Raw genomic sequence first — 25,981 nt, 5'->3', positions numbered from 1 at the left:
CTGTCTCTGTGAACCTATCATAAGCCCTAAAAGGTATTACAAATGTCACCTCCGCTAGCATTTTTGTTACACGTTCTATGGAAACGTTACATTGTATCCTCTTGGATCGTTTAAAAAAGCCCCCGCCCGGCGGGAGCCTTCTAGCGCATATGCGATTCGGTTTGCAGCGGCAGACGCAACGCGACCTCTGCGCCTCCTTCGGGCAAGTTGCCGAAAAGAAGCTTAGCCCGCTCTCCGTAATTCATCCGTAAACGTTCATACACGTTGCCGATGCCGAGGTGCTCGTGATCATGTCTGAACCGGCCGCTCTCGAACTTGACGAGCTGCTCTTCCGTAAATCCCCTGCCGTTATCCGAGATACGGATCGAGATCCCGCCTTCGGGCTGCTCCGGATCGCGCTCCACGTCGATGCGGACAAGAAATCTTTGATTGCGGATCAGAAATCCGTGTATGATCGCGTTCTCGACGAACGGCTGGAACAGTACCGGCGGCAACAAAGCAGACTGTAAAGAATCGTCGACGTTCACCTTAAAGTCCAGAAAATTAGGAAATCTCATCTTCTGAATTTCCAAATACGTGACGATATGCTCGATTTCTTCTTCCATCCGGACAGACGGAACCGCAGTCCGGGTCACGAATCGGAAATAGTTCATGATGTACCGGATCATCTTCTGAGCCAGCTTAATCTCGCGGGCTTCTACCAAGTGAAAAACGACGTTCAGCGAATTCAGCAGAAAATGGGGGTGAATCTGCAACTGAAGCTGTTTGATCTCCGCCTTGTTCAGCCTGAGTTGTTCCTCGTATACGTTGATCTTCAATTCGTTAATCTCGGAAGCCATCGTATTGAAGTTGCTCGTAATCAGCTCGAATTCCCTTGAGGTAGAATAATCGAGCCGATAAGTCAAATCCCCTTCCCTGATCCGCTTCATTCCTCGGATCAGTTGTTGGATCGGCTTTAACAAGATTCCTCTCAGGAAGATCAAGAGGATGAGCAGCAAGAGCATCGCGGCGAACGGCACCAGATTAATAATCCGTTGGTACGTCACGAGGCGTTGAAGCAATTGCTTCTCCGGGATCATGACGACGAGATTGGTATCGGACTGCTGCGAAGCGTTCGTGACGACAAGCATTTTGCCTTGATCTAACGTCATCGTTTCGTACGGCTTGTCCGATCGGCTCAAGATGCGGAACCTTTCGGAGATCGATTGGGGGATGCTTATGCCGGGAGTCAGCAACTCGCCCGCATCGGAGATGAGCAGCGCTTGCCCCGCCCCCTCCATCATCACGTTCCTGATCGGATTCATCAAGGTATCGATTCCGATAAGCGCGCCCGTGTAGACGTTAAAGTCGTTTTTCTCCACGCGCATGAGCCACAGCTGTCCGTTTAACCGAACCGTGCCCCATTTCTTGACGATCGGGGCATCCGGCGAAAGACTCCTCATCATCGAAACAAGCTCGTCCTTGATCGCTTTGGATACGTTGCGGTTATGCTCGGACGTCATCAAATCCTCGTTCTGCGTAGCATAAACGAACAGCATGCCGACTCGGCTATAGTTCACCAAATCCGCGTTGAGTTGGTTTAGAACCTGGATCTTCGTCATCGTGTACTCGTCGCTGTCCGGCGCGTTCAGCGTCAACGACGTGATGCCCGCGTGCTGAAAGGCCGAACTCAGCAAATAATGGTCTACCTGAGTAAGAGCGGCATCCATTTCGTTCGAGTGCATTTTCAACAGGGCTTGTTGGGATTCCGCCACTTGGGCTCGGACGACGTTCATGGCATAACCGTTGATGTAGACGAGAAAGAGAATAAGCGGAACGGTTACGGCCGAGAATGCGACGATCAACTTGAAGCTTAGCGAGCGTTGCTTGCTCATGGCGAGGTCCCATCCGCATCTCCGGGTTTTTTCCGGTAATCCTGAGGACTCATCTGATAGAATCTTTTGAACATCTTGCCGAAATAAGAGAGACTATTATAGCCGAGCGAACGGGCTACTTTGCTAATCGGTTCGTCGGTGTATGTCAAAGCGTTCTTGGCCATTTCCATCCGTTCCCGCAGTATATAATCCGACAACGATTCTCCCGTCTCCTTCTTGAACAGCCTGGACAAATATCCCGGATTCAAATAAACATGATCGGCAATCTGTTCCCTGCTTACTTCTTCCGTTAGATGCTCGCCAATGTAACGCTTGGCTTTATCGATTAACGAAAGGTCTTCTTGTCCCGAATGGAGAGCTTTCGCGAATTGTTCCAATGCTTGTTCCGCCCATGCCCGCAGTTCCTTCATCGAGCGGGTAACGGAATCCTTCTCCAGCAGTCTGCCGCCTTGAAGCTCGGGGGCGACCATTCTTTTCTTATGCAGGAGATAATGCAGCATCTGCAACATCCCATGGAAGAAGGCATGCAAAGTCGCCATTCTCAAGCTATTCTCTTGCTCCATGCGAACGAACCACTCGCGAACGCTGTCGCGTATTTGCTCGGTGCCTCCCAATTCCAATAGCTCCGCCCATTCGAAAAAATCCGGAAGCGCCTCGGAGTCGCCCGAAGGATCGGAGGGATTGTCGAGATAACATACCACCTTATTCGCGCGGCGAACGTTGTTCTGTTCGGCGTATTGCAAAGCCCTGTGCATCGTCCGCAAATGCCGGACTTCGGTTTCTTTCCCCAAATAACAACTAACCGTGCTGAAAAAAAACCGCGAGCAAGACTCGACGAAAGCTTCGCAGCTTCTTATCCGCTCCTGAATCGTCCGGTCTCCGCCGCCGTAGAACAAAATCACGATCATTCCGTCGCGATCCTGAAATACGATTCCTGGCCGATCCGCCAGAATGATTTCCTTCGCGGCATTTCGCAACGCGTATTCCATGATTTCTTCGTCCCGGGTGCTTATCTCTTTATGCCACTGCTCGATGCTGACTAAAATCGGAAACACGCGAGTATCTATCGACAGCTTCGTTTCGAATTGGGATAGCTCGCCGATTATCCAGCTTTCGGCATGGGTATTGCGATGTTCCAGCAGCTCCTGCCAGAATCGCTCGATCATGAGCGGTCTCTTCGATTCCCACAGTTGCAGATATTTGTGGTATTCCTTCTGGGCGAAATTCGCCTCTTGTTCGCGGGCGATATTGTTAAGCGCTTTCATAACGATGCTTTCCAGTTCGTTGAACTCGACGGGTTTGATCAGGTAATTAAGGCTCCCTAATTGCAGCGCCCTCTGCGCGTACGAGAAATTCGAATGGCAGGTCAAATAGATCGTTTCTATCGAATGTCCCCGTTCGTTGACCCATTCCAATAGATCCAATCCGCTTCTGCCCGGCATCTCGATATCGCAAATCATAACGTCGATCGGGGTAGCGCTTATGATCGCTTGAGCCGTTGCCATATCATACGCCTCATGGACCGCGGTAAAGCCCATGACGGACCAATCCAACCCCGACTTAATACCGTTTACCGCATAAAATTCATCATCCACGATTAGGAGACTGTACATGGGGTTCGATTCCTCCTGATGTTGGCTAGCGTATCGTAAACCCGATTTTACTATAGCCGATCAGAAGAAGTAAACCACTTCGTTCGCGATTACTCTAGTGCGTTTCGAGTCGCCAAAATATACTTCGAGGTGTCCAGCGGGTTAACGCCGCGTCTCGTTCGCTCCGCGCTGACGTCCGGAGGGCAATCCTGATAGCCGTCGAAGAAAGTCGTCAGCATCCCTCTCCCCTTCGTCATCGAACCGAGCCGCGCGGGGAAATCAAGCGATGTCGCCACGGGCAGCCGTCCTTCGATCTCCATGCGTCCTTGGCGAACGCTCGGCGTATCGAACTCTCCGCGCATGACCGCGAGTTCGCTCATCAGCTTCCCGCCGAACTCTTCCGGCGTCGATAGCCGGAATCGGAGTATAGGCTCCAGCAGCTTCGTTTCCGTGTTCACTAAGCCGTCCATGATTCCCATGGGCGTTGCGACTACGAAATCTAGAGGATGCGTATGCCATACGTGGTGCTCGCCTTCGACCAACGTCACCTTCAAATCGGTCACCGGCCAACCCTTCAGGCCTTGCTCCAGCGCCTCCGGCACTCGTCTGGCTACCTCGTTCTGATAACGTTCCAACAATTTCTCCGTTCTTACGTTCGCTTGATAGACCAAGCCGCTTCCCCGTTCGCCCGGCTCGATCACGAAGCGCAAGATAGCCCAACATGGCTTAGGCATCGTATAGGCGACGAACCCTTCGCCTTTCCGTACCGGCGTTTCCTTGTAGATGACCGAGGGGGCTCCGAATGAAACTTCCAGCCCGTACCGGCTCATTAGCATGTGGCCTAATACCTCGACTTGGATCGGTCCCATCACTCTCACGTGAAGTTCCCGATCCTCCTGAAGCCACTGTACGTCCAAGTGCGGGTCTTCGTCCGCCAACTCATGGAATGCCGTCACGACCGCCGGATATTCGGCTTCGTTCTTCCAATGCGCTTGAACGGTCAACAACGGCTCGGCGATTCGCCGTTCGCCGGGCACTCCGTCGCTTACGCCGATAATGTCTCCGATTCGGACGCGGCTCCATCCGCATACAACGGCGATATCCCCGGCTTTCAGGATTCCGACGTCCTCGCTGCGCTGGCCTTCCATTCTACGGATTTGCGTCACTTTCTCATCCAGTTCCAGCCCGTGATTGCGGACCGTATCCCGATTCCGCAGCGTTCCGCCATAGAGACGAACATAGGCTAGGCGCCCCATAATCGGGTCCTTGTCCAGCTTGAACACGACGCCGGACAACGGATCGTCCTCCTCTCCGTTAGGGGGAGGCAACAATTCGACGATAGCGTCCATTAACGAATCGACGCCGACTCCCCGGTTGGACGCTCCGAATAACACCGGGAATAGCTTCGATTCCCGAATGCTCCTCATAAGCGTAGGCATCCAATCGGATTCGTTCAACGCTCCTTGATCGAAGTAACGTTGCAGCAGCTCGTCATCCTGCTCGGCGACGGTCTCGATCAGCTTCTCTCGCTCCCCGCTCATCCGTTCGGACAGCGCGGTTCCTTTGTCCAACCCTAGCAAACCGACGGCTCCCGCAAAGTCTCCCTCGACGGCATCGTAGGTCTGTATCGGTATGGCGCCCACGGACAATAAAAGTCTGATTTCTCCTAGAACCCTGGACGGTTCCGCTCCGACGCGATCCATCTTGTTCATATATAGCAGCGTAGGAATTCCCAAGTCTCTAAGAGCATGCCAGATCACTTCGGTCTGAGCTTGCACGCCTTCAACGGCGGATATAATGAGTACGGCTCCATCCATGACCCTTAGGGAACGTTCGACTTCCGACAGGAAATCGACATGGCCGGGAGTGTCGACCAAGTTGACCTGAACGTCCTTCCACTGGAAGCGGGTAACCGCCGAACGGACGGAAATCCCCCTCGTCCGTTCGACCTCGAGCCAATCGGTCTGGGCGGTGCCATCGTCCACGCTGCCAAGAGCGCGAATTCGGCCGCTGCGATATAAGATTTGTTCCGTTGTCGTCGTCTTGCCTGCATCGACATGGGCGAATATTCCGACGTTGCGCAATTGTTCTCTTTTATTCATACCTAACAATATAAACCGCGTCCGGCATCGCTGTCCACCGAATGATTCCTCCGGAAATCGTTTCCGTTGCCACCGTCAGGCCATCGCGCGTTACGCTCACTGGCTGCCTAACGCGCAAGCGCGCATCGCATGCCTCCGGATGAATAACTGACGATGGCGCGGTTAGAACCGCCTCCTCCAGCCGACCGTTGCTCCATGTCATATCGACTTGCCAACCTCCGCGTGCTTTCAACCCTATTACGCTACCTTCGGGCCAAGCGGAAGGCAATGCCGGCAGCAACCGTATTTCTCCCGCATGGCTCTGCAGCAGCATCTCGGCAATCCCGGCCGTCCCCCCGAAATTACCGTCGATCTGAAATGGCGGATGCGCATCCCACAAGTTATCGTAAGTGGAACGCCGCAGCAACGTCATGACGTAATCATGGGCTCTCTCGCCGTCCTCCAAGCGGGCCAGAAGATTAATGATCCAAGCGCAGCTCCAACCCGTATGTCCTCCTCCGGATGACAGCCGGCGATTCAACGAAGCTTTGCAAGCCTCGACCCACGCTTCATCCCGTCCCGATACGTATTGATCTCCCGGATACAAGCCGTATAGATGCGATAGATGGCGATGCCCCGGATCGTCTTCTTCGAAATCCTCGCACCATTCCAGCAGTTGACCGTATTGTCCGGTGCGATCGGGAAGCAGCTTCGCTAAAGCGGCCGCGAGCTCGGCACGAAAGTCGGCATCTTCGTCTAAGATTTCTCCCGCTTCGATGCAATGGCGGAACAGCTCGCGAATGAGAGACATATCCATCGTCGACCCATAGGCAACGCTGCATCGTTCGCCCTCGGCAGTCAGAAAATCGTTCTCGGGCGAAGTCGAAGGACACGTAACCAAATAACCCTCCGGGTTTTCCACCAGCCAATCCAGACAAAACTCCGCGGCTCCCTTCAACCCCGGATAGACGCGTTCGGCCAAGAACGTCCGATCGAGCGTGTGCTCGTAACGATTCCATAAATGCCAGCAAAGCCATGCCGCTCCCATCGGCCAATAGGCCCATTTGGCATTGCCCCCTACGGCCGTCGCCGATCTCCATAAATCCACGTTATGATTGACCGTCCATCCCCGACAGTCGAAGTTGACTTCCGCGGCATGTTCGCCCGTCACCCGCAGACCGTCGATCAGATCGAATAGCGGTTCATGGCATTCGCTTAAGTTGCAGCTTTCGGCAAGCCAATAGTTCATCTGAGCGTTAATGTTCGTTGTCCAGTTGCTGCTCCAAGACGCCCTTACTTGCGGATTCCATATCCCTTGCAGATTCGCGGGTTGGCTTCCTTGGCGGGAACTGGCGATCAGCAAATACCTTCCGTAATCAAAATATAATGCCGTTAAAGCCCGATCTTCCGCGCCTTCCTTTACTTTACGCAAGCGCTCGTCCGTAGGAAGCGCAGTTCCTTCCTCCGCTTCACTCGACTCCCCGAGCTTAAGCTCAACGCGATGAAACAAGCTCCGGTAATCCGCCTGATGGGCATCGAGCAGTTGCTCATAGGATTGGCCGGATATTCGCGACAGCATCCGGGAGCATAATGCCGCAGGATCCCGTCCGTTCGTCACCGGATCCCGATCAAACCCGTTAAAGCTCGTAGCGGCCGTTAGCTTTAACACAACCTCGTCCGCGGCTTCGATCATTAATCGGTCACCCGCTGCAGTTACCGTCCCCCCGACGGCTTCGATTGCCACCTGAACTTGAAATGTCATTCCTCTGTCGTCCGCGTATACGATCGGTTCCGGCTCGGGCACGTAATTCGGAGCGACATGAACGGGCGCGCGTCCGCTTAACTTCAACGAATGACCATTCGCAGCCTCGGAAACGCTCTCGACGACATGCTTAAGCCGGCTGTCCAAACCGACTTCAAGCGAGATCATCCCCGGCCGATCCGCCGCCAGCCTAACCATCATCGCTTGTCCGGGCGCCGAGCAGAACGCTTCGCGAACGAATGCGACTCCATCGCGTACGTAACTCACCTTGGCCACGGCCGTATTCAAATCCAGCTCTCTCCGATAGGACGATACCTCTTCGGAGCCATGCCAGCTCATCACCAAGTCCCCCATCGGGAGAAACGATTGATTCCATGGCCCGAACATCTCTTGCTCGAGCAGATCTTGCGCGCGGCGATACTCCCCTGCGAATACTAATCTACGTACCTCGTCAAGCGCGATCGCCGCCGCCGGATTCGTTTTATCTAGCGGCTCTCCCGACCAAAGCGTATCCTCGTTCAACAAGATCCGATCCTCGCCAACACCGCCGAATATCATAGCTCCCAACCGACCGTTGCCGATCGGCAAACATTCGTTCTCCCAGTCCTTAGCCGGCCGAGTATACCACAGCTTGCGATTTGCCGTTTGCTTGTTCATGCCGTTCATCCCGTTCATCCCGTTCATCCCGATCATCCCGTCACCCATCCCCTTCTAAGCTCCATGAGCTTATTCTAATGAAAGTTCGCATGTTCGACCATAGAAAAATCAGAGATCAACATCAATAATTCCGGTAGATCCAACTGCAAATTAAGCTGCTTCCGGGCACTCCCACGTTAAAAAGGCTTGTCCGATCCGAAGATCAGACAAGCCTTAGATTCCCGCGAGGACTATACCCCGAGTTGCTTCTCCATCGTAAGCGTTTTGATCGTGCCGTCCGCGCGAACGATCAGCTCTTGGTCGACAATCTCATACCCCATGTCCTGGTACAGCACAAGGTTATTCTGAACCGACTGCCTGACTTTGCAACGGCTAATGTTAAGTCCTTTGGTAACGCCCTGCCTCTCGATCCACTTCACGAGTTGCTTGGCGTACCCTCTTCTGCGACGATTCGGAACGACGGACAACCGGAAGAAATAAATCGCATCGCCATCGTACTTAAAGCGAACCATCGCCGTAGCGGTATCGTCTTCGAATAAGATCGCCGCGAATTCGTTGCCGCTTCGCAAAGCTTCGGACACGGACTCGTCCGTTTCCGCAAGCGCGCTCGAAGGCGGCGTTGCCGTTCTGTATTCTTCGAACGCGATCATCATCAAGGCATACACGGTATCCGCATCCTCGGGAGTCGCTTCGCGAATGATCACTTCCGGGTCTTTCTTTAATTTCAAAGTCGACTTCGCCGGAACGTCATCCGGGTCGGCCAATGCCGCCTGAGCCGCTTCGTCGGCATCGACTTCTATCGCTTCCGAGGCTTGTCCGCTAACCCGTACCGGCTGTGTAACTACCCCGCGGAAATAATCCCGGGTAGGCTTCAAGAAGAAGAGTAGGATGAGCACCAAAGACGATATCATCTGGATTGGGTCGATACGTGTAAAGAGAAAGACGACAAATGCCAACAGAAGGGATAAGAACATTTTTCTTTTGTTAATCGCGAATAACATCAAGCCCATCGGCAAAACCGCCGCCACCACGATAATCGCAATATTGGTTCCCGATACTTCGGAGAAGTCCTTCGTATTCGCCAGAGATACGACCAGCATCACGAGGAACATCGCAAGCTTGAGATAAAGAATAAAACGCATGGCACGAATAGTTGTTGGCTTTATCAAGGTGAGTCCTCCCTATTAGCTGTACTAATCCAATATTATAACAAAAAAAAGAGCCGCGCGGAGCATAGCATTCCCGCAACAGCTGCTTTTTACCGATTTATTTCCACGATTGCTATTGTCCTGCCAACACTTGGTACCAGATGCCCCGTTTGGAATACAGCGTCTCGCGAACCTCTTTCCATCCCCCGAGATAATCGATCGTAAATAACTCCGGAGGCTGAGGGTAATCCTCTTTCATGCTTGCCGCGAGCTCTTCGTTTACCGGGCGAAAGCCATGCTTGGCGAATAACTTCTGGGCTTCTTCGGAATATAGGAATTGAACGAAAGCATCCGCCGCTTCGCGAACGCCGTGACGGTCCGCGTTCCGATTCACGACGGCAGCCGGATTCTCGATCAAGATCGTGCTGGGCGGAACGACGATATCGTATTGTACGCCCTGGGAGATTCGAGCAAGCAATTCGTTCTCGTAAGTGACGATAACGTCGCCGACTCCGTATTCGAAAGCCGCCATCGAAGCCCGGCCGCTCTTGTCCATCGACTCGATATTGCGGTGAACGTCTTCCAGAAACTTCTTGGCCGCAGCCGGATCCTTAGTCCCGGTAGCGATCTCGGACTTCTTCAAGCCCGCCCCGTAGATCGCGTTAATGTCCCATTGAGCTCCGCCCGATGTTTTCGGATTCGGATATAACACCTTTACCCCGGGCTTAGCGATATCTTCGAAGTCCTTGATCCCGAGCGGATTGCCGACCCTTGTGCCTAGTACGACGATCGAGCGCGTTATCATGCCTTTATCCGGCGTTTGATTCCATTCGGAAGCGACAAGGCCGGCTTTCACCAGCTTCTCGATATCTCCTTCAAGCGCGAGCAGCGTAACATCGGCTCCAAAGCCGCCAACGATGGACCGAGCTTGAGTTCCCGAAGCTTCATACGATTCTTGAAAAGCTACCGTCTGTCCCGTTTTCGCTTTCCATTCGGCTTTGAAAGCAGGCAAAATATCCTTTAAGGCGTCCTTGACGACGGAATAAGCCCCGACGACAAGCGTTACGTCTCCCTTATCGACAACCGCCGTGTCGGTAACTTTAGAAGACTGATTCGTCCCGCAACCCGAGACGAGCAACATCATCGTTACGAGCATAAGCAGACTGAAGATTGCTGAACTGCGTATAGGTACATGCTTACGGTTTCCCGTCTTCATTGCTGTCCTCCCGCGGTGCCTTCGAAGGCTCCCGTCGAATCTTAAATATGAACCGGCAGCGGATCTTCTTTTAACTTATTCTCCATTACCCAGCTATCGTTATCGTTAAAGAGGTATGCGCGATGGATCAATACTTGGACCTCGTCGCCCGGATGAAGAATTTCCTTCTCCAACGACCGGTAAGTGACCAGGCGCGACGCCCCGACGACGACCTCGACCAACCATTCGCTGCCGCGGAAATGCACGTGCCTAACGCTTCCTTTTTCCGTTGCCGACAGCAGCTTGAAATCGGATGCCTTGCCTACCTCCACATACTCCGGACGAATAAGGGCTTTCGTGCCCGGCCAATCGGAAGCATTGCCGAATCCATGCAGGGAAGAGACGTCGTCTACGATCGTCGATTCGCCGATAAACCCGGCAACGAACGGCGATTGCGGATTCTTATATATTTCCCAAGGGGTGCCTTTCTGCTCTAGGCGCCCTTTGTTAATGATCATGATTTGGTCCGCGACTTCGATCGCTTCATCTTGGTCATGCGTAACGAAAATAGACGTAATACCCAGTCTATCGATCATATCGCGAAGCCACGAGCGCAGTTCATGGCGAATCTTGGCGTCGATGGCTGCGAAGGGCTCGTCGAGCAGCAGCAATTGCGGCTCGGGCGCCAAAGCGCGGGCGAAAGCGACGCGTTGCCGTTGGCCGCCGGATAACTGATGCGGATACCGCTTCTCGAAGCCGGAAAGTCCGGTCAGTTCGACTAGCTCCGCTACGCGTGCTTTGATCTTGGGCTTAGTCCATTTCTTTACTTCCAAACCGAACGCGATATTATCCTCGACGGTCATATGCTTAAACAGCGCATAGTTCTGAAACACGAACCCGATGCCTCTCTCTTGAGGGGGAAGATCGTTCACCCGTTTGCCGTGAAACAGAATATCCCCTTCGTCAACGGATTCCAAACCGGCCAACATGCGAAGGATCGATGTTTTGCCGCCACCGCTCGGACCTAGCAAGCCGATCAATTGGCCTTTTTCGATCTCGAAACTCACATTCGAAACCGCTTGGAAATCGCCGAATTTCTTGTTTAATCCGCTGACCTCGATATGCATCTTAATGCACTCCCCTTCTCGATTTGGCCCATTCCATGAGCAACAGTAACGTTACCGAACCCGCGGCCAACACTAACGCGATGGAATTCGCCGCGGTAAGATTAAAGTTCTCGACGTCTTGATAGACAAGCGTCGTTGCCGTTTGGGTTTTGAACAAAATATTGCCGGATACGACAAGCACCGCTCCGAATTCGCCCAATGCGCGCGCCACCGTGAGTACGACGCCGTACACGACGCTCCATTGAATCGAAGGCCAAGTTACGCGCCAGAACGTCGTCCACGCGCTCGCTCCGAGCGTAGATGCCGCTTCTTCCTGAGCGCTTCCGATCTCTTGCAACACCGGCATGACCTCGCGGATAACGAGCGGGAACGTAACGAACAAGGTCGCGATAATCATTCCGGGCAATGCATATACGATGTCTACTCCGGCTTTGTTAAACAATGCCCCCAATGCCGTTTCCGGCCCCAGAAGAAGCACGATCATCAATCCCCCGATAACGGGCGATACCGCGAACGGCAGATCGACGATGCTATTTAGAAGTTGCTTAATCCGATTGCCCAGCCAAGTTGCCCTTACTAAGTAGAGGGACAGCATGACTCCGAACATCGTATTGATTACGGTAACAATCACGACGATCAAACCCGTCATGTACAAAGCATGAACCGTTTCCGGCCTGGACATTCCAGTAGCGAACCCGCCCCAGCCTGCGTCGAATGCGCCCATCGCGATTCTTACGACGGGAACGATAAGCAACAAACCGAATACGGCAACGGTTAAACCGATCCATAAGCGTCTCATCCGTTCTTCCTCCTCATCTGAACGTAATTTACCGTCCATAAGATCAGGAAGGAGAAGGTTAACAGCAAGACGCTGACCGCCGTAGCTCCAATCTCGTTGTCGCTCTCGATTTCTCCGAAAATATATACCGAAGCGATCAAGGTTTTACCGGGAATGTTACCCGCTACGAGCACGACCGCTCCGAATTCCGCAAGCGCTCTGGAGAAAGCGAGCATCGCTCCGCTTAATATGCCGGGAAGCATATTCGGCAGAATAACCTTCCAGAAGGTTGCCGCTTTCGTGGCTCCCAGCGTATACGCAGCTTCTTCCTCCGAAGAGTCCATCTCTTCCAACAAAGGCTGAACGGCGCGGATGACAAAAGGAAACGTTACGAATACCATCGCGATAATAATGGCGGGTTGATGAAATAAGATCGTGAACCCGAGCTTCTCCGCCCATTCGCCCACGAAGCTGTGCGGCCCTAGCAGCAATAAAATCATGAGACCGGCTACCGCCGTCGGAAGAGCGAACGGCAAGTCTACCAAGCTGTTCAGAAGGCGTCGTCCCGGAAACTGGTACCGGATAAGTACCCATGCCGACATCGTCCCGACTAGCATGTTAATCACGGTAGAGATTAACGCCAGCTTGATCGTAAGCAGGACCGCTTTCCAAGCTAACGGCTCCATGATGTTATCCATGAAAGTCGACCAGCCCGCGGACAAAGATTGACCGTAAATGCCTAGAATAGGTAAAATAATCAATACGACGAAATAAAGCATGACGGCGCTGCGAAAACCCCAACCCCACCAGCGACCCTGCAACATGGAACTCACGTTGTCGTGTACCTCCTGAAGCTTTGAGAGCTGTATATAATATAATTCCTATTAAATTAGTCGGTATTGATACTTTACCAGATAAATACTTCTTTCGTCAATGAGTAAGCTACGGTACAAACGCCTTTTTATTAAAAAATCTAATGTAACCTATTCGAAAACCTTATGGGTGGTGAAATGTCCGTTCTTGCTCGAAAATAAAAAAGAATCGTCAGGAGAAAGAGGAGAATGTCCATGCTGTCCAAGGAAACGCTGCGAACGACGCGACGCGACGAAATGATCGACATCACGAGGCAAATCGCCGCTTGCTTAGCTAGACAAGGGATGGAGGAAGGAGTCGTCGTCGTGTACTGTCCGCATACGACCGCCGGAATCGCCATTAACGAGAACGCGGATCCGGATGTGAAACACGACGTTTTGATGCGGCTGGACGAAGTGTACCCGTGGAATCATCCGAAGTACAGACATGCGGAAGGCAATACGGCTTCGCATCTTAAAGCCATCACGACCGGCACGTCGCAGACGATCATCGTATCGGAAGGCAGGATGCTGCTCGGTCGCTGGCAGGGCATTTACTTCTGCGAATTCGACGGTCCGCGTCAGCGGGAGTACTACGTGAAGCTAGTCGAAGGTTAAGGCGGCTAGCGACTCGGTTAGAGGCGCGGCTAGAGAAGCGGCTATGCGGAGTTGCTTTCCGCCGGAGTGCCCGCCATAGTCGCTCTTTCCGACTATAACGAGCCGCGATCCGCCGAATTTACTCGCCCTCGATAAAATACTGTTCGTCGCCAAGCGAAATCTCGGCCTGTCCCTGGGTGATATCCGTAATCCAAGCTTGGAATCGCTCGGCCTCTCCTATCTCAGGCAAACATTTCACCAGTACCCGGTCGGTAAATGAAACCTCGCCGACTCGGTAGCCCCTCCCCCTCAGCTCGTTTTCCAACTTTCCATACCACGTATAGTCCACATCCACCCTCACTTCGCGGTGCAATACTTTTACGATCGGATCGGCGGCATCGATACCGACAACGGCGCCGTCCGTGTATGCGCGCACCAATCCGCCCGCTCCCAGCATAATTCCGCCGAAATAACGGGTTACGACGACGACCACGTTTTTCAAACCGCGGTTTTTGATCACTTCCAGAATCGGTTTGCCCGCCGTACCGCTAGGTTCCCCATCATCCAGCGCTTTCTGATACTGGTCGCGCTCTCCGATCAAGTACGCGGAGCAGTTATGCGTAGCATCCCAATATTTTTTCTTAAGTTCTTCTATGAAGGCAACCGCCTCAGCTTCGGTCTCCACCGGTTTCGCGTGTCCGATGAAGCGCGATTTCTTAATGACGATCTCGTCGGAACCGAACTGTCTCACTGTTGCAAATCGTGCAAGCATGATGTCCCTCGCATTTCCTGTATTTCAGTATTTTTTCGTTATTCTCATCCTAACATATCATTTTACGGGATGGAATTTGATGACTAAGATATGCCTTTCCCTAGTCAAAGTTCTGTTAAACGAAGCCGCATCCCCCCCTTTTCCGACAAAATGCAAAAAAATCGTTCGTTTCTTTCAACTCCACGAAAGCTTGTTACAGCGCGGATTTGGAGTTTTTCGTGCTGAATTCTTTCATTATTCATTTATCGGAGATCTCTAGAATTAATCTTGGCACACTCTCTCGCAAATTTATTAAGAGGCGGTTGATTTCATGAATCTGTTCGTAAAGACGAAGAAATTGTGGATGTTGACGTTAATTTTATGCATGATCGGATCGATTTTCACTTATACGGCGGAGGCCTCGGCAATAAGAAATACGTTAAGTCAGCCTCCATGGAAGGAAGTGCCCTCACAGCCGTCCCCCGGACCGAGCGCGCGATTTGCATCGGCCATGGCTTATGACGAAGATACCGGGAAAACCGTGCTTTTCGGCGGAGCGGACATTAACTATGATGTTTTGAACGATACTTGGGTTTGGGATGGGGAAAAATGGACGGACGCGACGCCGGCCGATCCGAACGATTCTCCGGTACCGAGCGAGTATAGCGAAATGGCTTATGCGGGCCCGGGAAAAGGAGTGCTTCTATTCGGCGGGGAAAACAGAGATATCTACAACAAAACATGGCTATGGGATGGAACGAAATGGAACGATCTCACGCCGGCGGATACTAGCGTGAACTACCCTCCCGCGCGTTTTGAATTCAGCATGGTTTACATCGGGGATGGCGAGGTTCTTCTCTATGGCGGGTTCAATGATGTTAGCGCAGCTTTGTATGATACATGGATATGGAACGGAACCAGTTGGCGAGAAGTGACGCCGGCCGATCCTGACGATTCTCCGATAACAAGTTGGCGAACAAGCATGGCTTACGATGAGAAAAACGACGAAGTGGTTTTGTTCGGCGGGTATACGCTTGATTCTCCACCCCTCTCCAATAAAACTTGGATCTGGGACGGTATGAAATGGAATCTCCGATCTCCTGCCGCTTCCCCTCCTCCGCGCGTTTTCGCGAGCATGGTCTACGATTCGAACATCGAGAAAGTGATTCTCGTAGGCGGAGAGGCTACTTACGTGCCTAAAGATGACGTGTGGTTCTGGGATGGAGCGGACTGGACGGAGCAGCCGGAAGCGAATATACCCGAGCTCAGTCTTTCCAATATGGTCTTCGATAGCCGGAAGGGTCAGTCGGTCCTCTTCAGCGGCTACAATGACATCTACTTATTCGAAACCACTTGGACGCACCGAATTTCCGAAATATCCGACGTGAATATGACTTCCTTATCGAACGCGGAAAATAGAGTGACGGATTGGTCCGTTGAATTTAAGACCGGCAGATACGGGAATTTAACGGGCCAAACGGACACCATTACCATTCAAGCTCCAGCAGGTACGATCCTGCCCTCTTCAAATACGGATTATGCTATCGACGGCGTATCCGCCTTGTCAGTAACTCAGTCAGCCTCCAACGAGGCGACGATTACTTTTTCGCAAAACATATCCGCAAATACGAACGTAACCGTTGCGATGAACGGCGTCGCCAATCCTCCTGCGGACAATTACGCTTCGAATGAGTTCGCCGTGGCAACGAGCCAGGATATCGCGTGGACTTCCGCTTCGGACGGAATGGTTTTCCTTGTTCCCGACCGCGTCGAACTTGGAGCGACACCAACAACGGTAACGGTAGGCGGCAGTTCATCGGTAACCGGAGTCGTTTACGATAGAAAGAACATTCCGGTATCCGGGATCGATATCAGCTTAACGGCTACATCGGGAACCATCGGATCTCCAAGCGTGACTACGGATGCGAACGGCCGATTTAGCACGAATTTCACGGCCTCCTCCGATCCCGGAACGGTGACGATTACGGCGGCGGACATCGCGAATCCTTCGTTTACAGCGACGGCTACCGTCCAAGTGAATAGGGCTATTCCGGTTCCCGATCATATCCAGCTTAACGCGACGCCTTCCGCGATAACGGTCGGCGGAAGCGTAACCCTCAGTGGAATCGTTTATGACAGCCAAGCTTTGCCGGTTGCCGGCGTTGTTGTCGACTTGACGGCTACTTCGGGAACCATCGGATCTCCTAGCGTCACAACGGATGCGAACGGCCGATTCAGCATCACTTTCACGGCCTCCGCCGTTCCCGGAACGGTGACGATTACAGCCACGGACATCGCGAATCCTTCCGTTACGGCGACGGTTTCCGTTCAAGTGAATAACCGTTCGAACGGCGGAAATTCAGGCGGAAGCGGACCATCAAGCTCTCCGCTGACCTCTACCAACGGTAAATTAACCGTTCCTCCGGGTAAATCTGGTACGGTTAGTTTGGGGGATGAAGTTACGGTCACTATTCCGGCAAATGTTTCATCTAAAGAACTTCAGATCACAATTGAAAAAGTAGCCAATTCTGAGCTCCCGGCCAATAAATACCTTCCGCTTTCATCGGCCTACGAGATTTCGAAGAACATTCCGGAGGATTTCTCGAAACCGGCCACGATCACGATCGCATTTAATTCCTCGAGCTTAAAAGACGAGCAAAAGCCGGTCGTATTCTACTTTGACGAGAAGAAGAAGGAATGGGTGGAAGTCGGCGACGGTCGAGTCGTCGGGACGCGGATCTCCGTTGAGAGCAATCATTTGGGTACGTTTGCCGTATTCGGCGTACCTCGGAAGAAAGACGAACCGACGCCGGAAAAGACTTTCAACGACATTGCCGGAAATTGGGCTGAGTCCCGCATCAAACAAGCGATTAACTTGGGGTTGGTCAAAGGATACCCGGACGGATCGTTTAAGCCTAATCATACCGTGACGCGCGCGGAGTTCGCGGTTATGTTAATGAACGCGTTAAAGCCTCGGAATGACGGAGCGGCGTTGACGTTCAAGGACGCTTCGAAGATCGGAGATTGGGCACGGACAGCTATCGCGCAAGCTGTGCAAGCCGATATCATCACCGGCTTTACGGATGGCAACTTCCGTCCGGACGCGGAAATTACGCGATCGGAGATTGCAACGATGATCGCGAGGGCTTTGCGCCTCACGTCCGATCAAAGCGTAACCGGCTTCGCGGATGAAGGCAAGATTCCGACATGGGCTAAACGCGGGGTGTCCGCGATGAAGAAACAGGGACTTATGCAAGGCAAAGGCAACAATAACTTCTTTCCAGACGACGCGGCAACAAGAGCCGAGGTGGTAACGGTATTGATCAAAATGTTGCAACAGACGCCGCCAGGGAAACCGACTAATTAGTAAGCTAGCTTAGAGCGCCGCGAAGGGGCTATGGAGCATTCCGACGGAAAGCGCGCCATAGCCCCTTTTTTTCGACTATGCGGAGCCAGAGAATACTTACACGCTTCATCTCATACTAAAAACCTAAGTGTAAAATGTACAGTTAGATTGACCTAAATTCCTCGTTTCCACTTTCTAAATGTAAAACATACACGTAAATAGATTGAATTCTTGTTTAATTCAAATATCCGCCTGAACTAGTTGTAGATTTTACACTTAGTCATGCAAGCGAACTAAACTCCCCAAACTAGTTGTAGGTTTTACACTTAGGAGTACAAGTGTGTCTGTATTACTTAATATGCATTCGTTCAGAAAATTCTTCTATATCGTGCCGACACCAGTAATCGCACTTGTCCCGTCTAACAAAACAGCTGCTTCAATCGTCTATTTGATAACATCTAATGACAGTGTCGATCAATCGGGTGAAAGCAAATGGTAAACATGCTATAATTATGTGTGCAATTTCTAAGAGCACCATCTATGGTTTCCAGTCGATAGAAAATAATAGACGCGAGTTCCGGGAGGAGGTTGAAGATGTTCGCCAAACGACTTAAGCAGCTGCGAAAAAATAGAAAGTTAACGATGCAGGAAGTGGCCGATTTCGTAGGCGTTGCCAAAAGCACGTATGCAGGGTATGAATCCGGGTACCGGCAACCGACGATCGAATCGATCCAAACGATATCCAGAAAGCTGCGCACTTCGGCGGATTATCTTCTAGGACTTACCGATTATCCGGAGCCGCCGACCGAACTTAATCATAACGCCAAGGAATACTTGAATTACGAACAGCTTCATTGGGATGGGGTTCCTTTGGAAAAGGACGACCTCGATTTGATTCGCAATTTGCTCGAACGCGTGCTTCGCGACCGCAATCTTCCAAAAGAATGATTAACCCCCCGTCCATTGCTGCAGCTTCGCTTTCGATTCCCCTTGAAGCGTCACCTTCAAAGCGTTGAAAGTTTGTCTCCACTCCTCGATCGCCGTCGGCGATATCGAGTCCTTCTCCGCGTTAACGGTTATCTCTTGGAATTTACCGTCACACTTGGTTTCCGCTGCGGCCAGCTCCTTCGTCAGATTTTCGTTCCATGCTTGAAAAGCGAAAGGATCCTTCTTATCCAGCTGTTGGAAGCTCGATTCCGCCCCGCCTAACGCCTCCTTCATTTCCTTCGTGCACATCGCTTGAACCTGCGTGATTTCTTGCTCGTATTTCTGCTTTTGACTTATTGGCGGGTCAATCGGGTTTGCGATCGGCGAACCGGTCTCCGCCGCATTTGGCTTACCGGTCTCCGCTGCGCTTGGCCATTCGGTTTCCATCTCGGTCGACGATTCGGTTTCCATCTCGTTCGACAATTGCGTTCCCGTCTTGCTTGGCATTTCGCTTTCCGCTGCGCTAGGCAAGTCGGTGCCCGTCCCGCTTGGAGAACCGCTTTCTATTGCGCTCGGCTTGTCGGTTTCCGCTGCTCCATGAGAATTCGACTTTACCGGGTGTCTTTTTCCCGGCTGCGCGACCGTCTCTTGAGCCGCCCCCGATGCTTGGGGTAATTTTTGCGCTTCATCGTTAATAGCTGATTCATCATCCGCTCGCGCCGCGGGTTCGAGCGTCTCTCCTCCAATGGCAGGTTGATCGTACCCTTCGGAGTAAAATGTTTCGGAATCCGCGGTTTGCAGTCCGATGTCATCGTGCATGGCTTGTTCGAATTGTTTTTTGCCGCCCGCATGTACGATCTGCGTTCGTTCCGACGTTTCCTTCCAATACAATCCTCCCCAGACCAAGAGAAGAACAATAGTTAAAGAACCTAAGATAACGATAACGGCATCCGGTTTACGGAATTCGCGCCGCCTTTTCCTGCGTTTACGTTGTCCCATCGTGATAGGAACACCCCTTCCTGCAATACAAAATAAACCAGCCTTCTTTCTCGGTTGGAGAAAGAAGGCTGGTTTGCACTTAAAAATCCATTAAGTCTTGAATAATCTGGCTAACCAGTCTTGAAACCTGTTTCTTCGATGTATCTATCGCTTTTTTCTTGACCGCTTTCGGCGCATCCGCTTCATTGATCTGATTAACGGTATCCTTGCCTAGCAGAATAACCTCCAACAGCAATTGCACTTTTTGCTCATCGTTAGGATCTGCGTCAAGCTTCGTTTTAATCTCGTCCAGCTTTTCATTAAACGCTTGAACGATTTCTTCGACGCCTCCGATCATGTCCTCGTTAACAAGAGTCACTTCCTGCTCGAACAGCACTCTCGAGTTACGGGTGCCATAATTGTTCCATACCGCCTGAATGACCGCGGTTCCTTTCGCTACGTTTTTCGGAATCGTTACTTTTCCGTTGGAGTCCACCTTGACATCCTTGCTTCCGGACACTTTCTTCCACCTAACGACGGAGGACGGAATCTCCACGTCTAGCACCGTTAATCCGTATTGGTGTTGGCGTCCGTTCGCGGTGACCTTCACGGTCGGTATAGCTTCCGAACGAATATAAGCGATGGACAGAGCAAGAGTAGCCTGAACTTCATTTTTCAGCTTATCCTCGAAGTTGCGAATCGCGGATCTTACATCCGCCGATCCGACGCCAAGGTTGTTCAACGCCGCGCTTAACGCATAGTCTTCTCTCTCGGCTAAAATATCGGCTATCGCTTCGTCCCGCACGGCATTCCTTTTCCTCGTACTGTCCAGCAGTTCGGCAAGCTCTCTTGGCTTCATATCCGCCACGATATCGACAATCGCTCCTTCGACGCCCTTGCGTTCCGCCCCGTCGCCGAACAAGAAAATAAGGTAATCGTCTATCGTCAACCGCTTCACTCTGGCTGCCGTCGCGATCGTTTTCAGCGTTGCCCGATATTCCGGGTTCGTCCGGATCGCTTCCAATTCGGATAACTGAGGATTGTATTGCATCGCGCCGACGGCTTTAACGATCTCGAATAAACTTGCTTTAAGCTGCGCTTGATCAATGGAATCCGGTAGCCGAGGCGCAATTCGGTTCCAGATCGGATCGATCAACGCTTGATTGTTCGCGACGTCCAGACCCGCGATTTCATCTCGCAGATTTCGTACGGCCTGCGCATCATCTGGGTTGCCTGCAAGGAGCGCGGCGTTAAGCTTGTTTCTCCGTTCCAAGAACTGCTCGATCGGGAAGACGTCTCCTTCCTCTTCCGCTGCGGTCAACGTGATTGCTTGCTCTAGAATAACTTTCCCCACTCCGGTAAGAGGGTTAACCAGCTTAGCCTGAATGACCGCCGAGGCGCTCTCGACGCCTCTAGGTATCGTAACGATGCCGTCTGGCATTACGCTCACGTCCGGGCTACCGGATATTTTCGTCCATTGCACGACCAGGGACGGCACTTCCGTCCCGAAGATGCTTAGACTATACCGGTGTTCAAGACCATCCTCGCTTATGATCGCGTTCGACTTTGCGATCGTGCGGATATAAGCGATCATTAACGCGTTAATGGCCGGTTCATCCTTCTTGAGCTTAAGCTGGAACCCCCGCACGACGGCTCCCACGTCTTCGGACGTTACGCCTAACTTGGTCAGAAGCGAGCTTAGTTTGTAGCTGTCGGTTTCGCCGAGTACCTTGCCCGTTGCCTGAAGCAAAACCGTTGTCATCCTTTTCTGATCCGCAAGCAATTGAGCCAGTTCCCAAGGAGACGAGCTTGAGAGCAGCTCGACGAGCGTGCCTTCGATGCCTTTCCTGCCACCCCCGTCTCCCAAGAAGAAAATAAGGAAATCGCTGAACGTGATGTTCTCGCCGGCGGCCGATTCGATTAGCCTGGCCAACGCAATAAACTCGGGACTCCTTCGAATCGCCCTGAGCTCCGACAATTCGGGATCGTATCGGGCGGAGCCGATCGCTTTAATCAATTTGAGCAGACCGATCTTAGCCGCCTCTTTATCTACCGTTTCGGGAAACCGGGCGCTGATTTTGTTCCAGATCGGGTCGATCAACGGCAAATAAGCGGACTCGTCGAGGCCCGCAATCTCGTTCCGCAAGTTTTGCACGTCCTGAATGTCCGCCGGATCCCCGGAGGCAAGCGCCGCGAACAATTCGTTCAACCGCGTAAGAAGACCGGAGGACGTTATGCTCATCCACTCCGCATACTCATCAATCGGCTGCACTACCGGCGGTACTACTGGAGGCTCTACTGGCGGCAATACCGGAGGCTCTACTGGCGGTTCTACTGGAGGCTCTACCGGTGGCTCTACCGGCGGTTCTACTACCGGCGGCACTACCGGAGGTTCTACCGGCGGTTCTACTACCGGCGGCACAACCGGAGGTTCTACCGGCGGTTCCACTATCCCGCCCGTAGGCGGTTGCGTTCCTTCGGCGTTCGCGATTTGAACCCATCCTAGCTTGTCCGCCACCCCTTTCGGACTGAGCGGCAACCCTCCTAGCGAAGCGGTAAGCACAGTAACCGCAAGCGCCGATAAGGTCGCTTTTGTTCTAAACGTTGTCATCTCTTTCACCTCTACCGGAAATATAGTCTAAAATTGCAGAACGGGCATTTGCTGTTTCACGCCTTGATTCAAGCTGGGACGTCCGACGGAATAATAAACGAAGTCGGTGCCAAGTAAATTTTCTTCCTTAAAAACATTGCGCCCGTCAATCAGAATCGGGCGTTTCATTACCGTCTGCAGCTGTCCGAGGTCCATCCCGGAAAATTCGTCCCATTCCGTCAGCAAGCAAAGCGCATCGGCTCCTTGGGCCGTATCCATTGCGTTATCGCACCATGCGACTCCCTCCTTTCCGAATAAGGTTTGGAAGTTAGCCATGGCTATAGGGTCATAGGCTTTGACCTTCACCCCGTTATCTACCAAATGCCGAATGATTTCCAAAGCCGGCGAATCGCGTACGTCATCGGTATTCGGCTTGAAAGCTAATCCCCACACCGCAACCGTCTTTCCTCGCATTTCGCCGTCGAATATCGACTCTAGCTTTCGGATGACGTTAAATCTCTGATCTTGATTCACTTCCACGACCGAGCGCAGCAGCTTGAATTCGTAATCGACATGGCCGGCGATTTGAATAAGCGCGTGCGTGTCCTTCGGAAAACAGGAGCCTCCATAACCGATCCCGGCTTTCAGGAACGACGGGCCGATTCGCTTGTCGTATCCCATCCCCTCCGCCACCTGCGTCACGTCCGCGCCGACCTTCTCGCAGATGTTGGCAATCTCGTTAATAAACGAAATTTTGGTGGCGAGAAACGCATTCGATGCGTACTTGATCATTTCCGCGCTGCGAATATCGGTAATAACGATTTGTTCGGTCAGCGGCTTATGAAGCAACGCCATCGTTTCGGCGGCGCTTGAACAGTCGGCTCCGATAATAATCCGGTCGGGATGCATCGTATCCTGAATCGCGGAGCCTTCCCGAAGGAATTCCGGCAACGAGATGCTGTCGAAGCGCAAGCTCGTGCGGGACCTTATCAGCGCGGCGATCCGCTCGTTCGTTCCGACCGGCACGGTGCTTTTTACGGCAACGATTTTGTACCCGTTCATCGCTTCCGCGATTTCAAGCGCCGCTTGGTCGATATAAGCGAGATTCGCCTCGCCGTTCGCCAGCGGAGGCGTTCCGACGGCTAAAATAATAATGTCGGAGCGGCGAACGGCCCCGGGCAAATCGGTCGTGAACGAAAGCTTACCCGACTTGCGGTTAGCAACGGCGAGCTCCTTCAGACCCGGCTCATAGATGGGAATGCCGCCGGAGTTCAAGACGTCGATCTTCTCCGGATCCTTATCCACGCAGATGACCCGGTTGCCGAGCTCCGCGAAACAGACGCCGGAGACGAGCCCTACGTAACCGGTACCGATAACCGTGATGTTCATTCTTATCGCCCCTCGAAGTTTGTTTGCACGGTACAAATGAGCATAATCTCGTTCCAATCGAACGCCAGTCGGACGATATCCTCTTCGATAAGCTCGGTCCCGGTCTGCACTTCGATAATGTCCATTTCCGTATCGGCCCGCAAGCTGTGCCGGCTATCTTTGGAAATCGTGATCACGTCGCCGGATTGAATCGGAAACCGTTCGCCGTTAAGAACCATCTCCCCTCGGCCGGATACGACCGTCCATACTTCATCCCTCAGCAGATGATATTGGTAGCTTAGATTACGGCCGGACGCGACGCGGATTCTTTTGGTCAACACTTCTTTGCCGTCCGGATATTTCAAGTAATCGAGCACCCGGTAACGCCCCCAACGCCGCTCCTCGTACATCGGACGCTGATCCGAATGCTTCATCACCTCTTTGATCATCGGACTGGCCGATTTATCCGACACGAGTATGCCGTCCGGACTTGCCGCTACGATCACGTTGGATAGATTAAGCAGCGTAATCGGAATATCGAGCTCGTTGATCACGTGCGTATTGCGGGAGTCGCCGGCCACGATTCCTTTGCCGATCAACGAGGTTTCGATTTCCTCGGTCAGCGTGTTCCACGTTCCGAGATCCTTCCAATCTCCCTCGTAAGGCAGCGCCACGATGTGATTGGACCTCTCCACGATTTCGAAGTCGAAGCTGATCTTCGGAAGTCTGCCGTATTGCTTCGACATCTCTTCGTACTGAATCGGAAATTCGTAAGCGATCAAGATATTGATAAGAAAATCGAGCTTAAACGCGAAAACCCCGCAGTTCCAAAGCGCAGCCCGTTCGATCATCGCTGCCGCTTCTTCTTCGCGGGGTTTTTCTTTGAAGCTATGCACTTTTACGAACGGCTTATCCGCCGGACTCTCGTTGCCCGGTACGATATAACCGTATTTCTCCGAAGGGAACGTCGGTTTCACGCCCATTAGCGCTAAATCCGCGCCGGATTCGTTCAGTACATCCTCAAGCTCCTTCGTCTTATGGAAGAACGATTCGTCGACGTACGGATCGACCGGCATGACGACAACGGTCTCGTTAAGGCTGATGCCCTGCACCGAGTATAAATAGGTAGCCGCCAATGCGATCGCCGGAAAGGTATCCCTTCTTTCCGGTTCGACGATGACTTCGATCTCGCTTCCGAGTTGGCCGTGGATCATCTCTACCTGCGGTTTGCTGGTCGCGATATAAGCATGCTCCCGTAACCCGGCATTGGAAATTTGCCGCCATACCCTCTGTACCATCGACTCCCGCTCGCCCTCGCCGTTGTTAAGCACCTTCAAAAACTGCTTCGATCTCGACTCGTTCGACAGCGGCCATAAGCGTTTGCCCGAGCCCCCGAAAGAAGAACGATTTTCATGGCGTTACCTCCAATCGAGCGGATTGAATTCCGCTGGTCCAAGTTTTGTAGTAATTGGAATTTTTGCCGTACGAGTTGTCGAGCAGCGTGTTGGGCTTGTCCATCAAGCAAGACAAGATATGGCCGTGCAACCTGGAGGTTTGCACGTTCCGGTATCCGCTGAAACGTTTGACGGCTTTGTCCACCAAGTAATCGGTATACTTTCCCCAGATCGCCTGCAATGGCAGCGCCCCGCCGCCTTTTCTCATCATTCTGACAATCATGTAGATCGACTTCTTCTCTACTCGGTTGTACAGGGAAGTCCAATCCAAATAATCGCCCCGTCCGGATTTTTCCAGTTGCTCCTGTTCGCTCGTTTTCTCGATGTCCGTTCGGAAAAAGCATAACAGGTCTTTACCTGGACTGCTTTTTGGCCGGATCGGCCACAGCTGATGAGCCATATCCGGCGATAAATAAACGGAGCATTTATGGAATTTCATGGCTGACATCTCATAAGACAAAGGGTCACGGACAAAGAGGTGAACATCATTGTGCCTGTTAAAAACGAGAGCCGTTCGATCAAATTCCACTTCATACTTGTAATAGATCGTCTGAGGCAAAATGACGATGCGATGCTGCGGGTAGCTCGTAACGATTTTCTCGCGCAGCTTTTGATGAACCGGATAAAGATCGCCGAAATTCCCACCCCCATGCAGCACGATAATGTGATCTTTAGGAATCATTAGCGTCTCGGGAAAATCAAGAACGCTATAACGAGCGCGAACTCGAATATGATTGTCTTTGAAGAAAGCCTCGGTGCCTTTCATGATCAGCAAATCCCCGCCGTTGCTATGAACGGGATAATCGAGGTAATAAATATTGGAACCTTGCGGAACAACGTTCAAAATTTCGCGAAGCTTATTTTTTAATACGTCCATGGGGTGAACGTTAGATACGTTTGGCATT

At 52.2% G+C, this 25,981-nt stretch carries 17 protein-coding genes and 1 pseudogene; 3 read left to right on the top strand and 15 right to left on the bottom strand.

What is annotated here, in order from left to right; genetic code table 11:
- Positions 1–140: 140 nt before the first annotated feature.
- From HH215_RS32625 to cysT, 9 genes are all read right to left on the bottom strand, one after another.
- Positions 141–1,874 (bottom strand): sensor histidine kinase, encoded by a 1,734-nt coding sequence (locus HH215_RS32625; RefSeq protein ID WP_169283700.1) that lies wholly within the window; start codon positions 1,872–1,874, stop codon positions 141–143.
- On the bottom strand, positions 1,871–3,487 hold the full coding sequence (locus HH215_RS32620; RefSeq protein WP_169283699.1) for a helix-turn-helix domain-containing protein: 1,617 nt from the start codon (positions 3,485–3,487) through the stop codon (positions 1,871–1,873). The genes HH215_RS32625 and HH215_RS32620 overlap by 4 nt, the downstream gene beginning before the upstream one ends.
- A gap of 89 nt (positions 3,488–3,576) precedes the next feature.
- Positions 3,577–5,568 (bottom strand): GTP-binding protein, encoded by a 1,992-nt coding sequence (locus HH215_RS32615; RefSeq protein WP_169283698.1) that lies wholly within the window; start codon positions 5,566–5,568, stop codon positions 3,577–3,579.
- Positions 5,561–8,014, bottom strand: a complete 2,454-nt coding sequence (locus HH215_RS32610; RefSeq protein WP_254450296.1) for a glycoside hydrolase family 95 protein — start codon at positions 8,012–8,014, stop codon at positions 5,561–5,563. Before HH215_RS32610 ends, HH215_RS32615 begins: the two co-directional genes overlap by 8 nt.
- 182 nt (positions 8,015–8,196) lie before the next feature.
- A complete protein-coding gene (locus tag HH215_RS32605; protein ID WP_169283697.1) occupies positions 8,197–9,135 on the bottom strand; it encodes a GNAT family N-acetyltransferase in 939 nt (312 codons plus the stop codon).
- 112 nt (positions 9,136–9,247) lie between these two features.
- Positions 9,248–10,330: a sulfate ABC transporter substrate-binding protein gene (locus HH215_RS32600; RefSeq protein WP_169283696.1), complete on the bottom strand. Its 1,083-nt coding sequence runs from the start codon at positions 10,328–10,330 to the stop codon at positions 9,248–9,250.
- A gap of 41 nt (positions 10,331–10,371) precedes the next feature.
- A complete protein-coding gene (locus HH215_RS32595) occupies positions 10,372–11,436 on the bottom strand; it encodes a sulfate/molybdate ABC transporter ATP-binding protein (RefSeq protein ID WP_169283695.1) in 1,065 nt (354 codons plus the stop codon).
- A 1-nt stretch (position 11,437) separates the two neighbouring features.
- Positions 11,438–12,235 carry a sulfate ABC transporter permease subunit gene (locus tag HH215_RS32590; protein ID WP_169283694.1) on the bottom strand — a complete coding sequence of 266 codons (798 nt, stop codon included), beginning with the start codon at positions 12,233–12,235 and terminating at the stop codon, positions 11,438–11,440.
- Positions 12,232–13,038, bottom strand: coding sequence for a sulfate ABC transporter permease subunit CysT (cysT, locus tag HH215_RS32585; protein ID WP_375140538.1), 807 nt, complete (start codon positions 13,036–13,038; stop codon positions 12,232–12,234). Before cysT ends, HH215_RS32590 begins: the two co-directional genes overlap by 4 nt.
- 243 nt (positions 13,039–13,281) lie before the next feature.
- Here cysT and HH215_RS32580 point away from each other — a divergent pair, with 243 nt between their 5' ends.
- Positions 13,282–13,683: a secondary thiamine-phosphate synthase enzyme YjbQ gene (locus HH215_RS32580; protein WP_169284685.1), complete on the top strand. Its 402-nt coding sequence runs from the start codon at positions 13,282–13,284 to the stop codon at positions 13,681–13,683.
- 118 nt (positions 13,684–13,801) lie between these two features.
- Here the strand turns inward: HH215_RS32580 and HH215_RS32575 are convergent, their stop codons facing one another.
- Positions 13,802–14,434, bottom strand: a complete 633-nt coding sequence (locus tag HH215_RS32575; protein WP_169283692.1) for a YigZ family protein — start codon at positions 14,432–14,434, stop codon at positions 13,802–13,804.
- Positions 14,435–14,744: 310 nt separating this feature from the next.
- Between HH215_RS32575 and HH215_RS32570 the strand changes: the two genes are divergently transcribed.
- Both HH215_RS32570 and HH215_RS32565 read left to right on the top strand, forming a co-directional pair.
- Positions 14,745–17,780: an S-layer homology domain-containing protein gene (locus HH215_RS32570; protein ID WP_169283691.1), complete on the top strand. Its 3,036-nt coding sequence runs from the start codon at positions 14,745–14,747 to the stop codon at positions 17,778–17,780.
- A gap of 573 nt (positions 17,781–18,353) precedes the next feature.
- A complete protein-coding gene (locus HH215_RS32565) occupies positions 18,354–18,707 on the top strand; it encodes a helix-turn-helix domain-containing protein (RefSeq protein ID WP_169283690.1) in 354 nt (117 codons plus the stop codon).
- Here the strand turns inward: HH215_RS32565 and HH215_RS32560 are convergent, their stop codons facing one another.
- From HH215_RS32560 to HH215_RS32535, 5 genes and pseudogenes are all read right to left on the bottom strand, one after another.
- On the bottom strand, positions 18,708–19,685 hold the full coding sequence (locus HH215_RS32560; protein ID WP_169283689.1) for a hypothetical protein: 978 nt from the start codon (positions 19,683–19,685) through the stop codon (positions 18,708–18,710).
- A gap of 79 nt (positions 19,686–19,764) precedes the next feature.
- Positions 19,765–22,275, bottom strand: a complete 2,511-nt coding sequence (locus HH215_RS32555) for a hypothetical protein (protein WP_174887590.1) — start codon at positions 22,273–22,275, stop codon at positions 19,765–19,767.
- A gap of 27 nt (positions 22,276–22,302) precedes the next feature.
- Entirely contained in the window at positions 22,303–23,643 is a 1,341-nt protein-coding gene (locus HH215_RS32545; protein WP_169283687.1) for a UDP-glucose dehydrogenase family protein, read from the bottom strand.
- A 2-nt stretch (positions 23,644–23,645) separates the two neighbouring features.
- Positions 23,646–25,036, bottom strand: a pseudogene (locus HH215_RS32540) (sugar phosphate nucleotidyltransferase).
- The gene (locus tag HH215_RS32535; RefSeq protein ID WP_169283686.1) at positions 25,033–25,980 is read right to left on the bottom strand and encodes a polysaccharide pyruvyl transferase family protein; all 948 of its coding nucleotides are present in this window, start codon (positions 25,978–25,980) and stop codon (positions 25,033–25,035) included. The pseudogene HH215_RS32540 and the gene HH215_RS32535 overlap by 4 nt, the downstream one beginning before the upstream one ends.
- Position 25,981 lies beyond the last annotated feature (1 nt).

The sequence above is a fragment of the Cohnella herbarum genome, assembly GCF_012849095.1.
Taxonomy (GTDB): Bacteria; Bacillota; Bacilli; order Paenibacillales; family Paenibacillaceae; genus Cohnella; species Cohnella herbarum.
Note: the sequence above shows the minus strand (reverse complement) of the source record. Positions and strands in the feature narration are given on the sequence as shown.